Origin of the sequence: Prevotella sp. AM42-24, assembly GCF_003461825.1 — a bacterium.
In the GTDB taxonomy this organism is placed as follows: Bacteria; Bacteroidota; Bacteroidia; order Bacteroidales; family Bacteroidaceae; genus Prevotella; species Prevotella hominis.
This window is the reverse complement of the sequence record NZ_QTXV01000008.1, coordinates 70,352-84,041: the sequence shown is the minus strand read 5'-3', so window position 1 is coordinate 84,041 and position 13,690 is coordinate 70,352. Positions and strand designations below refer to the sequence as shown.

At 43.9% G+C, this 13,690-nt stretch carries 11 protein-coding genes; 3 read left to right on the top strand and 8 right to left on the bottom strand.

Features of this window, described 5'->3' with window-relative positions; all coding sequences use genetic code 11:
• Window positions 1–12: 12 nt before the first annotated feature.
• The 3 genes from DW917_RS04630 (at window position 13) to glmM (ending at window position 3,358) form a co-directional block, all read left to right on the top strand.
• The gene (locus tag DW917_RS04630) at window positions 13–1,047 is read left to right on the top strand and encodes a bifunctional oligoribonuclease/PAP phosphatase NrnA (protein ID WP_118116895.1); all 1,035 of its coding nucleotides are present in this window, start codon (window positions 13–15) and stop codon (window positions 1,045–1,047) included.
• A gap of 143 nt (window positions 1,048–1,190) precedes the next feature.
• Entirely contained in the window at window positions 1,191–1,907 is a 717-nt protein-coding gene (locus DW917_RS04625) for a DUF4827 domain-containing protein (RefSeq protein ID WP_118116894.1), read from the top strand.
• A gap of 59 nt (window positions 1,908–1,966) precedes the next feature.
• A complete protein-coding gene (gene glmM / locus DW917_RS04620; RefSeq protein ID WP_118116893.1) occupies window positions 1,967–3,358 on the top strand; it encodes a phosphoglucosamine mutase in 1,392 nt (463 codons plus the stop codon).
• Window positions 3,359–3,547: 189 nt separating this feature from the next.
• On the opposite strand, the gene DW917_RS04615 is transcribed toward glmM, so the two are convergent.
• The 8 genes from DW917_RS04615 to purD all read right to left on the bottom strand — a co-directional run bounded on the left by DW917_RS04615 (window position 3,548) and on the right by purD (window position 13,621).
• Entirely contained in the window at window positions 3,548–4,288 is a 741-nt protein-coding gene (locus DW917_RS04615; protein WP_118116892.1) for a hypothetical protein, read from the bottom strand.
• A gap of 6 nt (window positions 4,289–4,294) precedes the next feature.
• On the bottom strand, window positions 4,295–4,906 hold the full coding sequence (locus DW917_RS04610; RefSeq protein WP_022109951.1) for a polysaccharide deacetylase family protein: 612 nt from the start codon (window positions 4,904–4,906) through the stop codon (window positions 4,295–4,297).
• A 447-nt stretch (window positions 4,907–5,353) separates the two neighbouring features.
• Complete coding sequence (locus DW917_RS04605) at window positions 5,354–8,788, bottom strand: DUF2723 domain-containing protein (RefSeq protein ID WP_118116891.1); 3,435 nt, start codon at window positions 8,786–8,788, stop codon at window positions 5,354–5,356.
• Between the two features lie 220 nt (window positions 8,789–9,008).
• Window positions 9,009–9,698 (bottom strand): metal ABC transporter ATP-binding protein, encoded by a 690-nt coding sequence (locus tag DW917_RS04600; RefSeq protein ID WP_118116890.1) that lies wholly within the window; start codon window positions 9,696–9,698, stop codon window positions 9,009–9,011.
• Between the two features lie 23 nt (window positions 9,699–9,721).
• A complete protein-coding gene (locus DW917_RS04595) occupies window positions 9,722–10,627 on the bottom strand; it encodes a metal ABC transporter solute-binding protein, Zn/Mn family (protein ID WP_118116889.1) in 906 nt (301 codons plus the stop codon).
• Between the two features lie 181 nt (window positions 10,628–10,808).
• A complete protein-coding gene (locus DW917_RS04590; protein ID WP_187349080.1) occupies window positions 10,809–11,216 on the bottom strand; it encodes a VTT domain-containing protein in 408 nt (135 codons plus the stop codon).
• 118 nt (window positions 11,217–11,334) lie between these two features.
• Window positions 11,335–12,285 carry a hypothetical protein gene (locus DW917_RS04585; protein ID WP_118116888.1) on the bottom strand — a complete coding sequence of 317 codons (951 nt, stop codon included), beginning with the start codon at window positions 12,283–12,285 and terminating at the stop codon, window positions 11,335–11,337.
• A gap of 67 nt (window positions 12,286–12,352) precedes the next feature.
• Entirely contained in the window at window positions 12,353–13,621 is a 1,269-nt protein-coding gene (purD, locus tag DW917_RS04580; RefSeq protein WP_118116887.1) for a phosphoribosylamine--glycine ligase, read from the bottom strand.
• Window positions 13,622–13,690 lie beyond the last annotated feature (69 nt).

Sequence of the window (13,690 nt, the reverse complement as noted above, 5' to 3'; positions counted from 1 at the left end):
TATATTTCTTTCATGGAGATAAATATATTAAAAGAACAAGAAGCCGCTACCCTTCGAGAGATGATAGCGGCTTCTCATCGTATAGTAATATGTTGTCATAAGTCACCTGATGGTGATGCGATAGGTTCTTCCTTGGGCTGGTTTTATTATTTGCAGTCCTTGGGCAAGAATTCCACAATCTGTGTACCAGATATGATACCAGATGCCATAAGTTGGCTTCCTGGAACAGAAGAAATTATTCGCTATGATAAGCAACCGGAAGCAGTTAAAGCAGCCTTTACTAATGCAGATCTGGTTTTCTGTTTAGATTTCAATGGTGCCAGCCGTCTTGATGAGATGGAACCAGTTCTTACATCTTATCAGGGTAAGAAAGTGATGATAGACCATCATCTGGATCCTTTTATGTCTGTAGATTTACTTATTTCTCATCCTCATATGAGTAGTACGAGTGAATTGATATTCAGAATCGTTTGGCAACTTGATGGTTTTACTCAGATGGATAGCCGATGGGCTACATGCATTTACTGTGGCATGATGACAGACACTGGAGGTTTTGTCTATAATTCTAATGAACCCGTTATCTATCTTATTATCAGTGAACTGCTAACCAAGAACATAGATAAGGACAAAATTTACCGTAAGGTTTTCAATAATTATTCTACCAATTCTATCCGTTTCCGCGGGCATATCATGGATAAGAAACTGCGTGTTTTTGAAAATTTACATGCCTCTTATTATTGTGTTACTCGCAAGGAGATGGAGCAATATCATTTCATAAAAGGCGATTTGGAAGGATTGGTTAATGAACCGCTGCGTATTCGTGGCCTTAAATTCTCGATATCTTTGCGCGAAGACACAGAGGTAAAGAACCGCGTGCTCGTGAGTCTTCGTTCGGTAGACGATTTTCCTTGTAATGAGGTTGCTGCCAAGTTTTTCAATGGCGGAGGTCACCTTAATGCCTCAGGCGGTAAGTTGATGACTACGATAGAAGAGGCAGAACAGATAGCATGCAAGGCAATAGAGGCCTATGCTCATTTGTTGCAATAATAGCGATAATTATGTTAAGTATTGGATAAAGACTATCGTTTGGATGGTAATAAGTGATAAATAATAATAAAATCACCTATTATCTCTCGGTAGTCTGTTATCTTTTTTGTATCTTTGTCGCTAAAATGAATATAATTTAGGTAATGAAGAAATTTTTATTTATAGTAATAGCCTTTGCTGCCCTCTTTTCGATGGCGGCATGTAACGATTCAGAGACATACGCAGATCAGCGAAATAGAGAGCGTGATTCTATCAATGCTTTCCTCCGTAATGAAAAAATTACGGTGATAAACGAGAAGCAATTCAAGGAGCGCTGGGAAGCTAAGAAGACAAATCCTGCTATTGTTTTGACTGATACCTCTGCAGAAAAGAACGAATATGTTCTCTTTGAGAGTAATGGTATCTATATGCAAGTAGTAGAGCAGGGCTGCGGTGACTATATACTGCAAGGTAAATCAGAGGAAGTTTTGGTACGTTTTGATGAGTATAATGTCAATACGCGTGCCAATATATCAGATGAGTCTCTTTGTCTGAGCAATAATCTTCCAGCGTATTCATACTATATTGATAAATTGAAGGTAACGAATACTTCCGGTACATTTACAGGCATGCTTGTTGAACCTAAGAAGAGCGTTTTTGGCTTGGCTTATAATTACAGTTCTTATACTGGTAGTTATAGCAGTACTATTCCTTCCGGGTGGCTTATTCCATTCAGTTGGGTAAAGATAGGTCGTGGAAATGCTGAGGGCGAGAAAATTGCTCATGTGCGTCTTCTGATTCCTCATACTTACGGTTCTACTCAGGCATCAGCTAATGTGAATGCCTATTTTTATGATATGACATTGCAGAAGGGTCGTTAAGGCCTTTCTGCATCTTTATTTTCTATAGTAAACGATAAAAATATTAAATAAGGTGTTTTATGACATTAATTAAGTCAATCTCTGGTATCCGTGGTACTATTGGCGGACCAGCAGGCGATACGTTGAATCCGCTCGATATCGTGAAATTTACTTCTGCTTACGCTACTTTCATTCGTCGTAGTGGTGCTTCTAAGAGTAATACAATCGTGGTAGGACGTGATGCGCGTATCTCAGGAGAGATGGTAAAGAATGTAGTTTGTGGTACTTTGATGGGCATGGGCTACGATGTGCTTAACATCGGTTTGGCTACTACTCCTACTACCGAACTTGCTGTTACTATGAGTGGTGCAGCCGGTGGTATCATCATCACCGCTTCTCATAATCCGCGTCAGTGGAATGCTCTTAAGCTTCTTAACGAGAAGGGTGAGTTCTTGACTGCTGCTAATGGTAATGAGGTGTTGAGTATTGCTGAGAAGGAAGATTTTGAATATGCCGATGTAGATCATCTTGGAAAATATACTGAAGACAATTCTTACAACAAGCGTCACATTGATTCTGTACTTGCTCTGAAACTTGTGGACGTAGAGGCTATTAAGAAGGCTCATTTCAAGGTTTGTGTAGATTCTATCAACTCAGTAGGTGGTATTATACTTCCTGAATTGCTGGATGCTCTTGGTGTAGAATATACCTTTTTGAATGGGGTTGCGAATGGCGACTTTGCTCACAATCCTGAGCCATTAGAGAAGAACCTTGGTGGTATCATGGATGAATTGAAGAAGGGTGGATACAATATGGGTATCGTTGTGGATCCTGATGTTGACCGACTGGCTTTCATCTGTGAGGATGGCAAGATGTTTGGCGAGGAATATACCTTGGTAAGCGTTGCAGATTATGTGTTGAGCAATACTCCTGGCAATACAGTTAGCAACCTATCTTCTACTCGTGCGCTTCGCGATGTAACGGAGAAGCATGGTGGCAAATATACAGCTGCGGCAGTAGGTGAGGTGAATGTTACTACCAAGATGAAGGATGTCAACGCTGTAATTGGTGGCGAAGGCAATGGAGGTGTTATCTATCCAGAGAGTCACTATGGTCGTGATGCCCTTGTTGGTATTGCTCTTTTCCTGAGTAGTCTGGCTCATAAGGGATGCAAGGTTAGTGAACTTCGTGCTTCCTTCCCTAACTATTTTATCGCAAAGAACCGTATCGACTTGACTCCTTCTACCGATGTGGATGCCATCTTGGTGAAGGTGAAGGAACTGTATGGTCAGGAGAAGGATGTTACTGTAACTGATATTGATGGCGTAAAGCTCGATTTCCCTGATAAGTGGGTTCACTTGCGTAAGAGTAATACTGAACCTATCATCCGTGTATATAGCGAGGCTTCCACCATGGAGGAGGCTGATGAACTTGGTAAGAAATTAATGCAGGTAGTTTACGATATGCAGTAATCTGTATCTATCTGATGTTTAGATAAAAAAAGAAGAGGTCATACCGTAATTTACCGTATGGCCTCTTCTTTTTTATTATTTCCTTTTCTGTCTTCTTATTATTTTTTCTTCCTTTGGTCTTTTTGGGCTCTCTATCTCTATTTTTCTTTTCCTAGGTATGTTTTTCTTTCTTTTTTCTTTTGTAAGATTTTACTCTTCTGCCAGTTCCTTCATGGCATCATTCAGCGTATTAAATAATACGTTGATGTTCTCCTCTTCATTCTTACAGGCTTCCTTGAAGAGTGCTACTGGGTCTTCCGTACTGCTTGTGAGCGGAGTTTCATTGAGCAGAATGTTCACATTGTTGAGAAGCATTCCATGCAGGGTAGGCATGTGGAGTTGATGTTGTTCGCCTTCCTTGCTACCGCATTTCAATCCTGCAGCGTATGCCTTTACGATGATGCGTACCAGCAGATGGATGGCCATTGGTTCGTCAGCGAGGCTGATGAGGATGCCATGGGTGTAGTCGCGCACATGCTCTTCGAGAGTAGTGAATTTACCTTGTAAGAGCCAGGTAAAATTGCGCTTATATTCACTTTCCATTGCTTTGTATAGTTGTGGACTCTTGCAGGCGATACGTAGGTAGTCGAGCATGCTTGGCTCAAAGGTGGGATCGGCTGCCTTCATTCCTTCGAAATTTTTCTTCATACGTTCGTTAGCTTCCTCTGCTGTCTTATAGTTGAGACGAACAAGTGTAGAGAACATAACATCGAAGAAATATTGATTAACCTCTCCATAGTGGTCGAGCATCAGCTGTTTGATTTCTTTCGGATCATTCTTTTTCTTGAAGTCATCTCCACCTACGGTTGCGTCGATAATACCGCGTGCGTACGCCTCGAAGAAAGCCCTCACAAAAGAAGCTACGGCCTTGTAACTATTTATTCTTTTCATTGTTTCTTATTCAAAAGTCTTAAATTCATAGCCTTGTTCTCTTAGCCATTCGATGGATTGAGGCAAGGCTGTTTTCAGTTTTTCTATACTTTTCAGTGAGTCGTGGAAGGTGATAATACTGCCGTTTCTGGCATATCTTTTCACGTTGTTTACCACATCTTCAGCAGTGAGCCATTTAGAATAGTCTCGTGTCACCAGATCCCACATGATTACCTTGTAGGTGCGGTGCAGCCACCAGTATTCGCTTGGTCTCATCCATCCATGTGGAGGTCTGAACAAGTGGGCGTGAATCAATTCGTTTGCTTTGTTGGTATTCAGCACATAGGAGATGACACGGTGTTTGAAAGCTCCGATGTGATTGAATGTGTGATTTCCCACCTGGTGTCCTTCTTCTACTATCTGATTGTACAAATCGTGATGGCGCAGTACGTTTTCTCCTACCATGAAAAAAGTTGCTTTCACATTGTATTTCCTCAAAATTTCGAGAATGATGGGTGTGGATTCTGGTATCGGACCATCGTCAAAGGTCAGATAAACGGAATGTTCTTTTTTGTCCATTCTCCAGATTGCCTTCGGATAAAGCCATCGGAGCCATTTTGCTGGTTGCTCTATGAACATTTGATTCCTATTTTTATGAATTGATAAAACTTATTGGCTCTATGCTCTAAAGAAATCCTCTTGATGGGAGCCTTTTGCTTATAGACTCTTTTCCCTTGAGAAACCTCTTAATTAGAGCCTTTTAAAACTAATAGGCTCTATTACTTGTGAGTTTGGAGCCTTTTAGTAAATTTATAGAGTTAAAATACTTGATTTATGCCTGCAGTTTTTGGAACAGTGCCTTTATAATTATCAGTATAACATGATAGGGCAGTTTTCAGACCGCCCTATCATGTTATTCTATATATGGAGATACATTTACTGGAAATTTTCTGGAATCTTGCCAAGAGAATTCTTTTAATAACTCTCTTTATAGGGAAACCTTGTTTAGGATTCCCATGAAAATCCCAGTTGAATTTTCCTAATGGCTTTCTTTATTAGAAAGTTTCTCCTTAGTAAAAGTTTCTCTTAATTTCCTGCATTTGGCATCTGACCTCCTCTGCCGTGATACAAAGTATAGAGCTTGTTGAGTTGGTCTTCATACTTCTTGGCAGTCTTCTGATCTACCATGCTTGCTACCTCGCAGGTGCTCTGCATAATCATGATCTGACGTATGCAGTCGTTCTGTGCCTGAGCGAAACGGTTGGCATCGAGTGACAGATAGTAGCTCAGATACTGGCTGGCAGTTTTCCAAACCTTGCCTACGTATTCAGCTGCCTTCTGCTTCTGCCCAGCGAGAATCCATCCACGAGCCATATCAAGACCACCACTCATGTAATCGATTGGCACATTATAGTCTGGTATCTCAACATCAGCTTTCTTCAGAATGTCGATAGCCTTCTTGTTCTTATGCTCTGAAAGCAACTGGAGGGCTGTCTGGGCGAGCAGGCGACGGTGTGTATAGCACATACGCATAGTTGTCTCGTCGATGTAGAGTCCTTTCTGTTTCAGATTGCCGAACTTGAAACGGGTCATGATGTTATGATAAGCCTTCTCTGTATCGAAATTCTTAGCACCTGGTTTGTTGGTGGTGAAAGGAGTAATACGGTTTACGAGACCCTCCTGTACGAAGTTGTCACCCAGATTCATGTAGTTGTCCTCACCTACAGTCAGTGCTACGTAGATAGGGCGTACCCAGTTGCATTGAGCTATCATTTCCAGCATCATCAGGTCGCCCTTGTAGAGTGCGGTCTTTCCTGCGAGAGAGATAACCATCTTGTCTGGTATTGTATCAGAAGCCATCATCATGCCACTCTTCTTTACAGCCTCCTTGTCGATAGTCACGTAGAGGGTATCTGTTGGAATAATGTGCAGGTCTGGATTCTTGCTTCTTACCCAATATTTCAGCACATTCTTTAGTTCGAACGGTTCATCGCCAAACTGTTTCTTGGCTGCTTCTGGATTCTGCTTATAGAATTCGAGAATCTGCTGCTTTGCTCCTGGTTCTACAGTTACGTACTCATTGGTTCCAGAACAGAAATCAAGTCTTGGCCATGTGATTGGCACTGATGGAGAGTCGTAGGCAGGGCGCTTCATCTGGTCGATGTACCAGTCGGTCTGCAAGTAGCTCAGGTTACAAACGCGTGCATCTGTACCTACGCCTTCTACTTCCTGATTGTACCAGAGTGGGAAGGTATCGTTATCTCCGTTAGTGAAGATGATAGGATTTCCCTTTTCCTGGAGTGACATCAGATAGTTCTGTCCGAAATCACGGCAAGTATAGCGGTTGCTGCGGTCGTGGTCATCCCATGTCTGGGAAGCCATTTGTATTGGCACGAGCAGAGTGATGACGGCTACGATGGCAGAGATGGCGGTACCACTCAACTTCGCCTTCTTTTTCAGGAGGTCGATGATGGCGAGTACACCCAGACCACACCAGATGGCGTATGCGTAGAATGATCCTGCGTATGCGTAGTCGCGCTCACGTGGCTGCATTGGGGTCTGGTTCAGGTAGATGACGATGGCAAGACCAGTCATGAAGAACAGGAAGAACACTACCCAGAACTGCTGGATACCGATAGGAAGGATTTCTTCTACTTCCTTTCCGTTCTTGATTACCTTGCGCTTGCGTGTGTACCATGCTTGCCAGAAGAGACCGATGAGACCGAGTATCAGAGGCATGCAGTAGAATACGTTGTGCCCCTTGTTGTTCTTCAGGTCATCTGGAAGTTTACTCTGATCACCGTATAGCGAGTCGTCAATGAATGAAAAACCGGTTATCCAGTTTCCGTGCTCAGGTTCTCCGTTGCCCTGGATGTCGTTCTGGCGACCAGCGAAGTTCCACATGAAGTAACGCCAGTACATAAAGTTGCACTGGTAGGAGAGGAAGAAGCGGATGTTGTCCACCTGTGAAGGTACCTTCACCATGATGTTTTCACCGCATCTGTCGTAAGGCACTTCTGTGCCATCTACGCCACCCATCCAGTCCTCGTAAGCCTGTGCATGTGCTGCGTCATACATACGAGGGAAGAACATATTCTGAGCGTACTGGTATTTGTTCTTATGGCTTACGATGAAGTATGAGTCCTTCTCGTCTGCAGTTGCTTTTTCCTTGCGCTGATATACCGGTGCGCCTTCCTTCATCTCAGGTTTGCACATGTCGCCTTCCACCTGGAGTGCCACCTGCGATGTGTATGCCTGTCCATAGAACAGCGGACGGTCGCCATACTGGTCGCGGCTCAGGTAGCTACCTAAGGTAAAGATATCCTCAGGAGAGTTCTGATCCATAGGAGGGTTGGCAGAAGAACGGATTACGATGAGTGCATAGCTGGAATAGCCGATCATTAGCATCAGCATGCAGAGCAGAGCGGTGTTTTTGATGCGCGCAGAAACGATAGGCAAGAGTTGCATCTTTTTCTTAGTGATGCCCGTTGTCTCGTCCACGCCTGTTGTTACTTCTTGCTTGCGCTTGTATCCCAGTATAAACCAGAGGATAGCCATTACTATCACACCACAGATTACGGCGCTCCATCCGTATCCGTAGAATGGGATGCCGAGCATGCCGAAGCCCAGAATGAAGGCGATGTTCTGTCGCTTTACGTTCTTGTCTGTTGCATTGTATGTTTCGTAGATGCCCCAGATAACGGCAGCCACGAGGCAGATGATATAAACGATTTCTCCTGTATTGAATGGGCAACCGAGTACGTTGACGAAGAACAACTCAAACCAGCCGCCTACAGTGATGATACCAGGTACTACTCCATAGAGTACTGCTACAACTACTGCAAAAGAGAGAATCAATGCGAGCAGAGAACCCTTGAGATTGGCATGTGGCACCTTTTTATAATAATATACGAGTACGATGGCCGGGATACAGAGCAGGTTGAGCAGGTGCACACCGATACTCAGACCTGTCATATAGGCGATGAGTACAAGCCAGCGATCGCTGTGAGGTTCGTCGGCATGGTCTTCCCACTTCAGTATCAGCCAGAATACTACAGCTGTGAATGCAGATGAGAACGCATAGACCTCACCCTCTACTGCAGAAAACCAGAAGGTATCGCTGAAGGTGTAGATGAGTGCGCCCACCATACCTGAAGCTTCGATGGCAATCAGTTTGCTGGTGGTCATCTCTTTCCAGTCACTGATGATGAGTTTACGTGCCAGATGTGTGATAGTCCAGAAGAGGAACAGGATACAAACGGCACTCAGGAGTGCGCTCATCGTGTTCACCATCTTGGCTACCTGTGTGGCATCGCTGGCGAAATGTGTGAAGAAATTGCCTAAAAGCATGAAGAATGGTGCCCCAGGAGGGTGACCGATTTCTTGCTTGTAAGCAGTAGTGATAAACTCAGGACAGTCCCAAAAACTGGCTGTCGGTTCAATTGTGGAACAATATACGAAGGCTGCAATGACAAATGCGACCCATCCAAAAATATTGTCCACTAATCTGTACTGTTTCATTATGGTTTATAAACTTTAATGTTTTATATTTCTATATAACTTTATTTCTATATAACTTTGCAAAGGTAATAAAAAGAAAAGATATAATTGTTGGCGAGTTGCGTTTTTTAGATTATATTATACATTTTCTGTTCTTTACCAGCCTTCGCTCCTAAATTTTGCTAATTCTCAATGCTACAATGTATGTAGCAAAGAGTAATGAGCATCATCAGTATTCTTTCTAAACCTTCAGGAAATGTTCCTCCAGTTTTTCTTTTGGCATATCTGTCGTGTCATGATAGTGCAGGTTGTGGTTTACGCAGGCCACGTGTTTTACATTATTGAGAACCTCCGCTATGTCGTGACTTACGATGATGATGGCACATTCCTTGTTGATCTGTTCCAGCATTTCGTACATCTGCTTTTGAAATCTCCGGTCGATGTAGGTATTCGGCTCGTCGAGAATGACGACATTTGGCTTGGAAACGATGGCACGTGCCAGAAGTACGCGCTGGAGTTGTCCGCCGCTCAAAGCTCCTATGTGCCTGTCTTTTAAGTCGGATATCTGCATTCTTTCCAAGGTTTCTGCCACTTGTTGGTGGTGTTGCTTGGTATATCTGGCAAAGAGGCTTTTGCTCAGTCCTGAGAGAACTACCTCATATACAGAGATAGGAAATTGCTTGTCTAAGTCGTTATATTGTGGGAGATATCCCATTGATATTTCTTTTCCCTCGCTGCAGAAATGAATACTTCCCTCGGTTGGCTTCTTCAGTCCCAAAATGAGGCGCATAAGTGTGGTCTTGCCACCGCCATTGGGACCGATGATGCCAAGATAATCGTCCTGATAGACGGTCAGATTGATATCCTTGAGCACCTGCTTTCCGTCGTATTCTGCAGATACATGTTCGATTTGAATGATTGGTTTTGACATATTTTCCTTTTTAACAATAGCACTTATTTCTTTCCCGATTGGGCTATTTCTTTTGTAATCAGGAGCATCTGTCCCTCCCAGTCGTAGCTTAGCGGATTGATTTCCACGGCTTTCGAATGGGTAGCATCGATGAATACCTTAATATTTCGGTTTGAGAATTCTTTTTGTACGAAGATGATATTGATGCCTTCGCTCTTTGCACGCTGTATAAGTCCTTTCAACTGCGTAATGCTTGGTTCCCTTCCTTCTTCTTCTATCGCATACTGCTTCAGTCCGTTTTCCTTGGCGAAGTAGGTTAGGGTAGGATGGTAGATAACGAAACTTTTCTGTTTCTCTCCCTTGATGGTGGTCAGATACTTGTCTATCTCGTTCTGCAGTTTATCCAATTTGTTCTTTCTGAAATCCCTCAACCTTTTCTTGTATTCCTCAGCCTTTTCAGGATATTTGTCCATCAGGGCTTTGGCGATGTTGGAAGTGATGATATCAGCACTTTTGATGCTCATCCAGGTGTGTGGATCTATATTTCCGCTCTGCGTTTTGAGCATTCTGATACCTGCGGATGTGTCTATCACTTTCATATTGGGTGCATTCTGTTGCAGTTTCTTCATCCAAGTTTTTTCAAATCCTATCTGTCCTACTTTAAAATAGAATACGCTTTGCGAGAGGTCAACCATTTGTTGTGGGGTAGGCTCGTAAGTCTCTGGACTGCTTCCGGCAGGCACCATCACGTTGACATTCACATCGTTGCCAGCTATTTGTTCCACGAAATATCTGAATGGTTCTATAGTTACAGTTACGGTAGGCTTGTTAGGATCTAATCCATCCTTTCCATTGTTGTAGCTATTGCCATTCTTGCAGCTTGCCAGCATGCAGATGCATCCTGTTATCATGCAGCTGCTTAATATAATAAGGTGTAGGAATCTTTTCATTTTATCTTCTCTTATTGTTTAATTTTAATGTTGTAAAGTTTTTTAAATAAGACTTTCTGTCATTTCTTTGGTTGGACTTTTGCTCCTTTATACTCGATTAGACTTTCTGTTCTTCTTTATAGTTCGCTTTTGCTTTATTTCTCTTGTTGAATCATTTGTTTTCTACTCAGAAGCGTTTTATTCAGAAGATAAAGCTCAGCCCATATACAAGCAGCACATATCTCAATACTTTACCGATTGTTATGCTGAAGATAGAGATGGGGAGGTTGGCTCTTGTGAGTCCGAGTACGATCGTGATGGCGCTTCCTAGTAGCGGCAGAAAGGCGAAGAATCCCATCCATGCTCCGCGACCTGCCATGAATCGCTCCGCTTTGTCGAGACTTTCTTTCTTCACGTGGAGATATTTTTCTATCCATTCCATCTTTCCCATCCTTCCGAATCCATAGTTGAACATAGAGCCGAGTACGTTTCCGATGCTTCCGTAGATGATGAGTGGCACGGGCTCGAGTCCGGCTGCCTGTAGGCCTGCCATTACAGCCTCGCTGCTGAATGGAAAGAAACTGCCTGCCAGAAATGCTGCCAAGAGCATTCCCCAATATCCCCATTCTACTAATAATCCTATAATCAAATGCACTTTATTTACTTTTTAAAACTGACATTACTGATATTGACATCGCTCTTTCATCTTTTGCTTATCCTTTTCTGCTTTATTGCAGCAATGCTACAGGAGGCACGAAGATGTTGAACAACGTGATAAACATCGTGATCAAGATAATGGCGATGAAAGCAATATTGGTAATCTTTCCTTTGGTAAAGGTGATAAAATGGGCGATAAGTGGAGCCGTGTTGGCTATCATGATGCCGCAAAGTTCGTTCTCGTGCTGGGGCTGAAGTATCATGAATACCCAAGTCACAATGCTCAGCGTGATGAATGAATCGTAGATCATGCGTGTGCGTATCTTATCGGCATAGCTTGAATGGATGAAATGAATGGTTCCGAGAAGACCCAGAATGACAATAAAACCGTAATTGATGAGCTGATGAAGGGTGATCTGGGAGTAATCGAACAGTTTCTGATAATCGATGATAGCCGTAAAGTGGTCGGAAAGTGCCTGAAGATTGTCTGTATAGGCGAAATAGCCGGATACAAACCAGTAGGGAGCTATTACTCCTATCAGCGAAGCTAAGAATGTGCGGGCGCTGAAACAGTTGGAGAAGAATATCATGCAGAGCCAGAGTATCGGCAGATAGTAGAAGACCTGTATGAACACCAGAGAAGCCAGACCGATGCAAAAATAGGCATAGAAAGCCCATCCCGCTGCATGACGGTCCTGATAACAGTTCCAGATGATCAGCGTGAAGGCGATGAAGCACATGGTCACGATGCTGGCTTTCATCGATGGATTGGGCAGGCTGGCCATGGTGATGAGCACCAGAAAACTGCAAGATACCATGCGGCTATAGGTGCGCATGAGTGAATTGCGATTATTCAACTCTACCATGAGCAGGGTAGAGATGATGGTAAAGGCGAACTGTGCCCAGATGTTATCCATTATAAAGCCTACTGCAACCCAAACCAGAGCGGCAAGGGTTGCAGTGACAGGTAATGAGAAGCGGCTTGCCGCTATCTTGTTTTGTAATCTTTTCTTTCTTAACATCTATATCAATGTTAAATGTCAAATGCTAAGTGCTAAATTGTTAAAATTTCTAATTTTACATTAAAAACTAAAGGTCCTTACCGATATCAGAGCGGAAGTACTTGTCGGTGAACTGAATCTTCTGAGCCTCTGCGAAGCTCTTCTTCAAAGCCTCCTCCTTGTCCTTGCCATAGCTGCTTACGCAGATTACTCGACCGCCGTTGGTTACCACCTGACCGTCTTTCATGGCTGTACCGGAATGGAATACTACAGAGCCTTCTACCTGGTCGATGCCTTCGATAGGGTATCCCTTCTTGTATGCCTCAGGATAGCCGCCGCTCACGAGCATCACGCAGACTGCTGCACGCTCGTCAAACTCGATGGCTCTCTGGTCGAGGTCGCCTGCAGCTACTCCCTCAAAGAGGTCCACGATGTCGCTCTTCAGTCGGAGCATTACGCTCTCGGTCTCAGGGTCGCCCATACGGCAGTTATACTCGATGACCATAGGCTCGCCCTCTACATTGATCAGACCGAAGAAGATGAAGCCCTTATAGTCGATATTCTCCTCTGCCAGACCCTCTACGGTAGGACGGATGATGCGGTCTTCCACCTTCTGCATCCACTCCTTGGTAGCGAAAGGTACTGGGGTTACGCTGCCCATACCGCCTGTGTTCAGACCGGTATCGTGCTCGCCGATGCGCTTGTAGTCCTTAGCTTCTGGCAGAATCTTGTAGTTCTTGCCATCGGTAAGTACGAATACTGAGCACTCGATACCGCTCAGGAATTCCTCGATTACCACGCGGGCAGAAGCATTGCCGAACATACCTCCGAGCATCTCCTTGAACTCCTTCTTGGCCTCTTCGAGAGTAGGGAGGATAAGTACGCCCTTGCCAGCGCACAGACCGTCGGCCTTCAGTACGTAAGGAGCTTTCAGGGTCTCCAGGAACTTCAAGCCTTCCTCTACGTGCTCGCCGTCGAAGGTTTCGTATTGGGCTGTCGGGATGTTGTGGCGCTTCATAAACTGCTTGGCGAAGTCCTTGCTGCCTTCCAGTACGGCACCTGCCTTGGATGGTCCGATCACTGGGATATTGTGGGTGCGAGGATCGTTCTTGAAGTCGTCGTAAACACCCTTTACCAATGGGTCTTCCGGACCAACGATTACCATATCGACTGCATTTTCTACTGCGAAGTTTTTGAGAGCTTCGAAGTCGTCAGCCTTGATATCTACGTTCTCGCCGACATTCTGTGTACCGGCATTACCTGGAGCGATAAAGAGTTTCTCCACTTTCTCGCTCTGAGCGATTTTCCATGCTAAGGCGTGCTCACGGCCACCGCCTCCTAACAATAAAATTTTCATTTGCTGTAAGTTATTGTTTGTTATTGATGTAGGAGTAAACTCCTCTTTCTCGGGGAGCTTACTCCTAAG

Excerpts from the sequence above, each read along its gene's own strand:
- DW917_RS04630 (WP_118116895.1), top strand. The coding sequence starts at position 13 with ATGGAGATAAATATATTAAAAGAACAAGAAGCCGCTACCCTTCGAGAG.
- DW917_RS04625 (WP_118116894.1), top strand. The coding sequence starts at position 1,191 with ATGAAGAAATTTTTATTTATAGTAATAGCCTTTGCTGCCCTCTTTTCG.
- glmM (WP_118116893.1), top strand. The coding sequence starts at position 1,967 with ATGACATTAATTAAGTCAATCTCTGGTATCCGTGGTACTATTGGCGGA.
- DW917_RS04615 (WP_118116892.1), bottom strand. The coding sequence starts at position 4,288 with ATGAAAAGAATAAATAGTTACAAGGCCGTAGCTTCTTTTGTGAGGGCT.
- DW917_RS04610 (WP_022109951.1), bottom strand. The coding sequence starts at position 4,906 with ATGTTCATAGAGCAACCAGCAAAATGGCTCCGATGGCTTTATCCGAAG.
- DW917_RS04605 (WP_118116891.1), bottom strand. The coding sequence starts at position 8,788 with ATGAAACAGTACAGATTAGTGGACAATATTTTTGGATGGGTCGCATTT.
- DW917_RS04600 (WP_118116890.1), bottom strand. The coding sequence starts at position 9,698 with ATGTCAAAACCAATCATTCAAATCGAACATGTATCTGCAGAATACGAC.
- DW917_RS04595 (WP_118116889.1), bottom strand. The coding sequence starts at position 10,627 with ATGAAAAGATTCCTACACCTTATTATATTAAGCAGCTGCATGATAACA.
- DW917_RS04590 (WP_187349080.1), bottom strand. The coding sequence starts at position 11,216 with ATGCTCTTGGCAGCATTTCTGGCAGGCAGTTTCTTTCCATTCAGCAGC.
- DW917_RS04585 (WP_118116888.1), bottom strand. The coding sequence starts at position 12,285 with ATGTTAAGAAAGAAAAGATTACAAAACAAGATAGCGGCAAGCCGCTTC.
- purD (WP_118116887.1), bottom strand. The coding sequence starts at position 13,621 with ATGAAAATTTTATTGTTAGGAGGCGGTGGCCGTGAGCACGCCTTAGCA.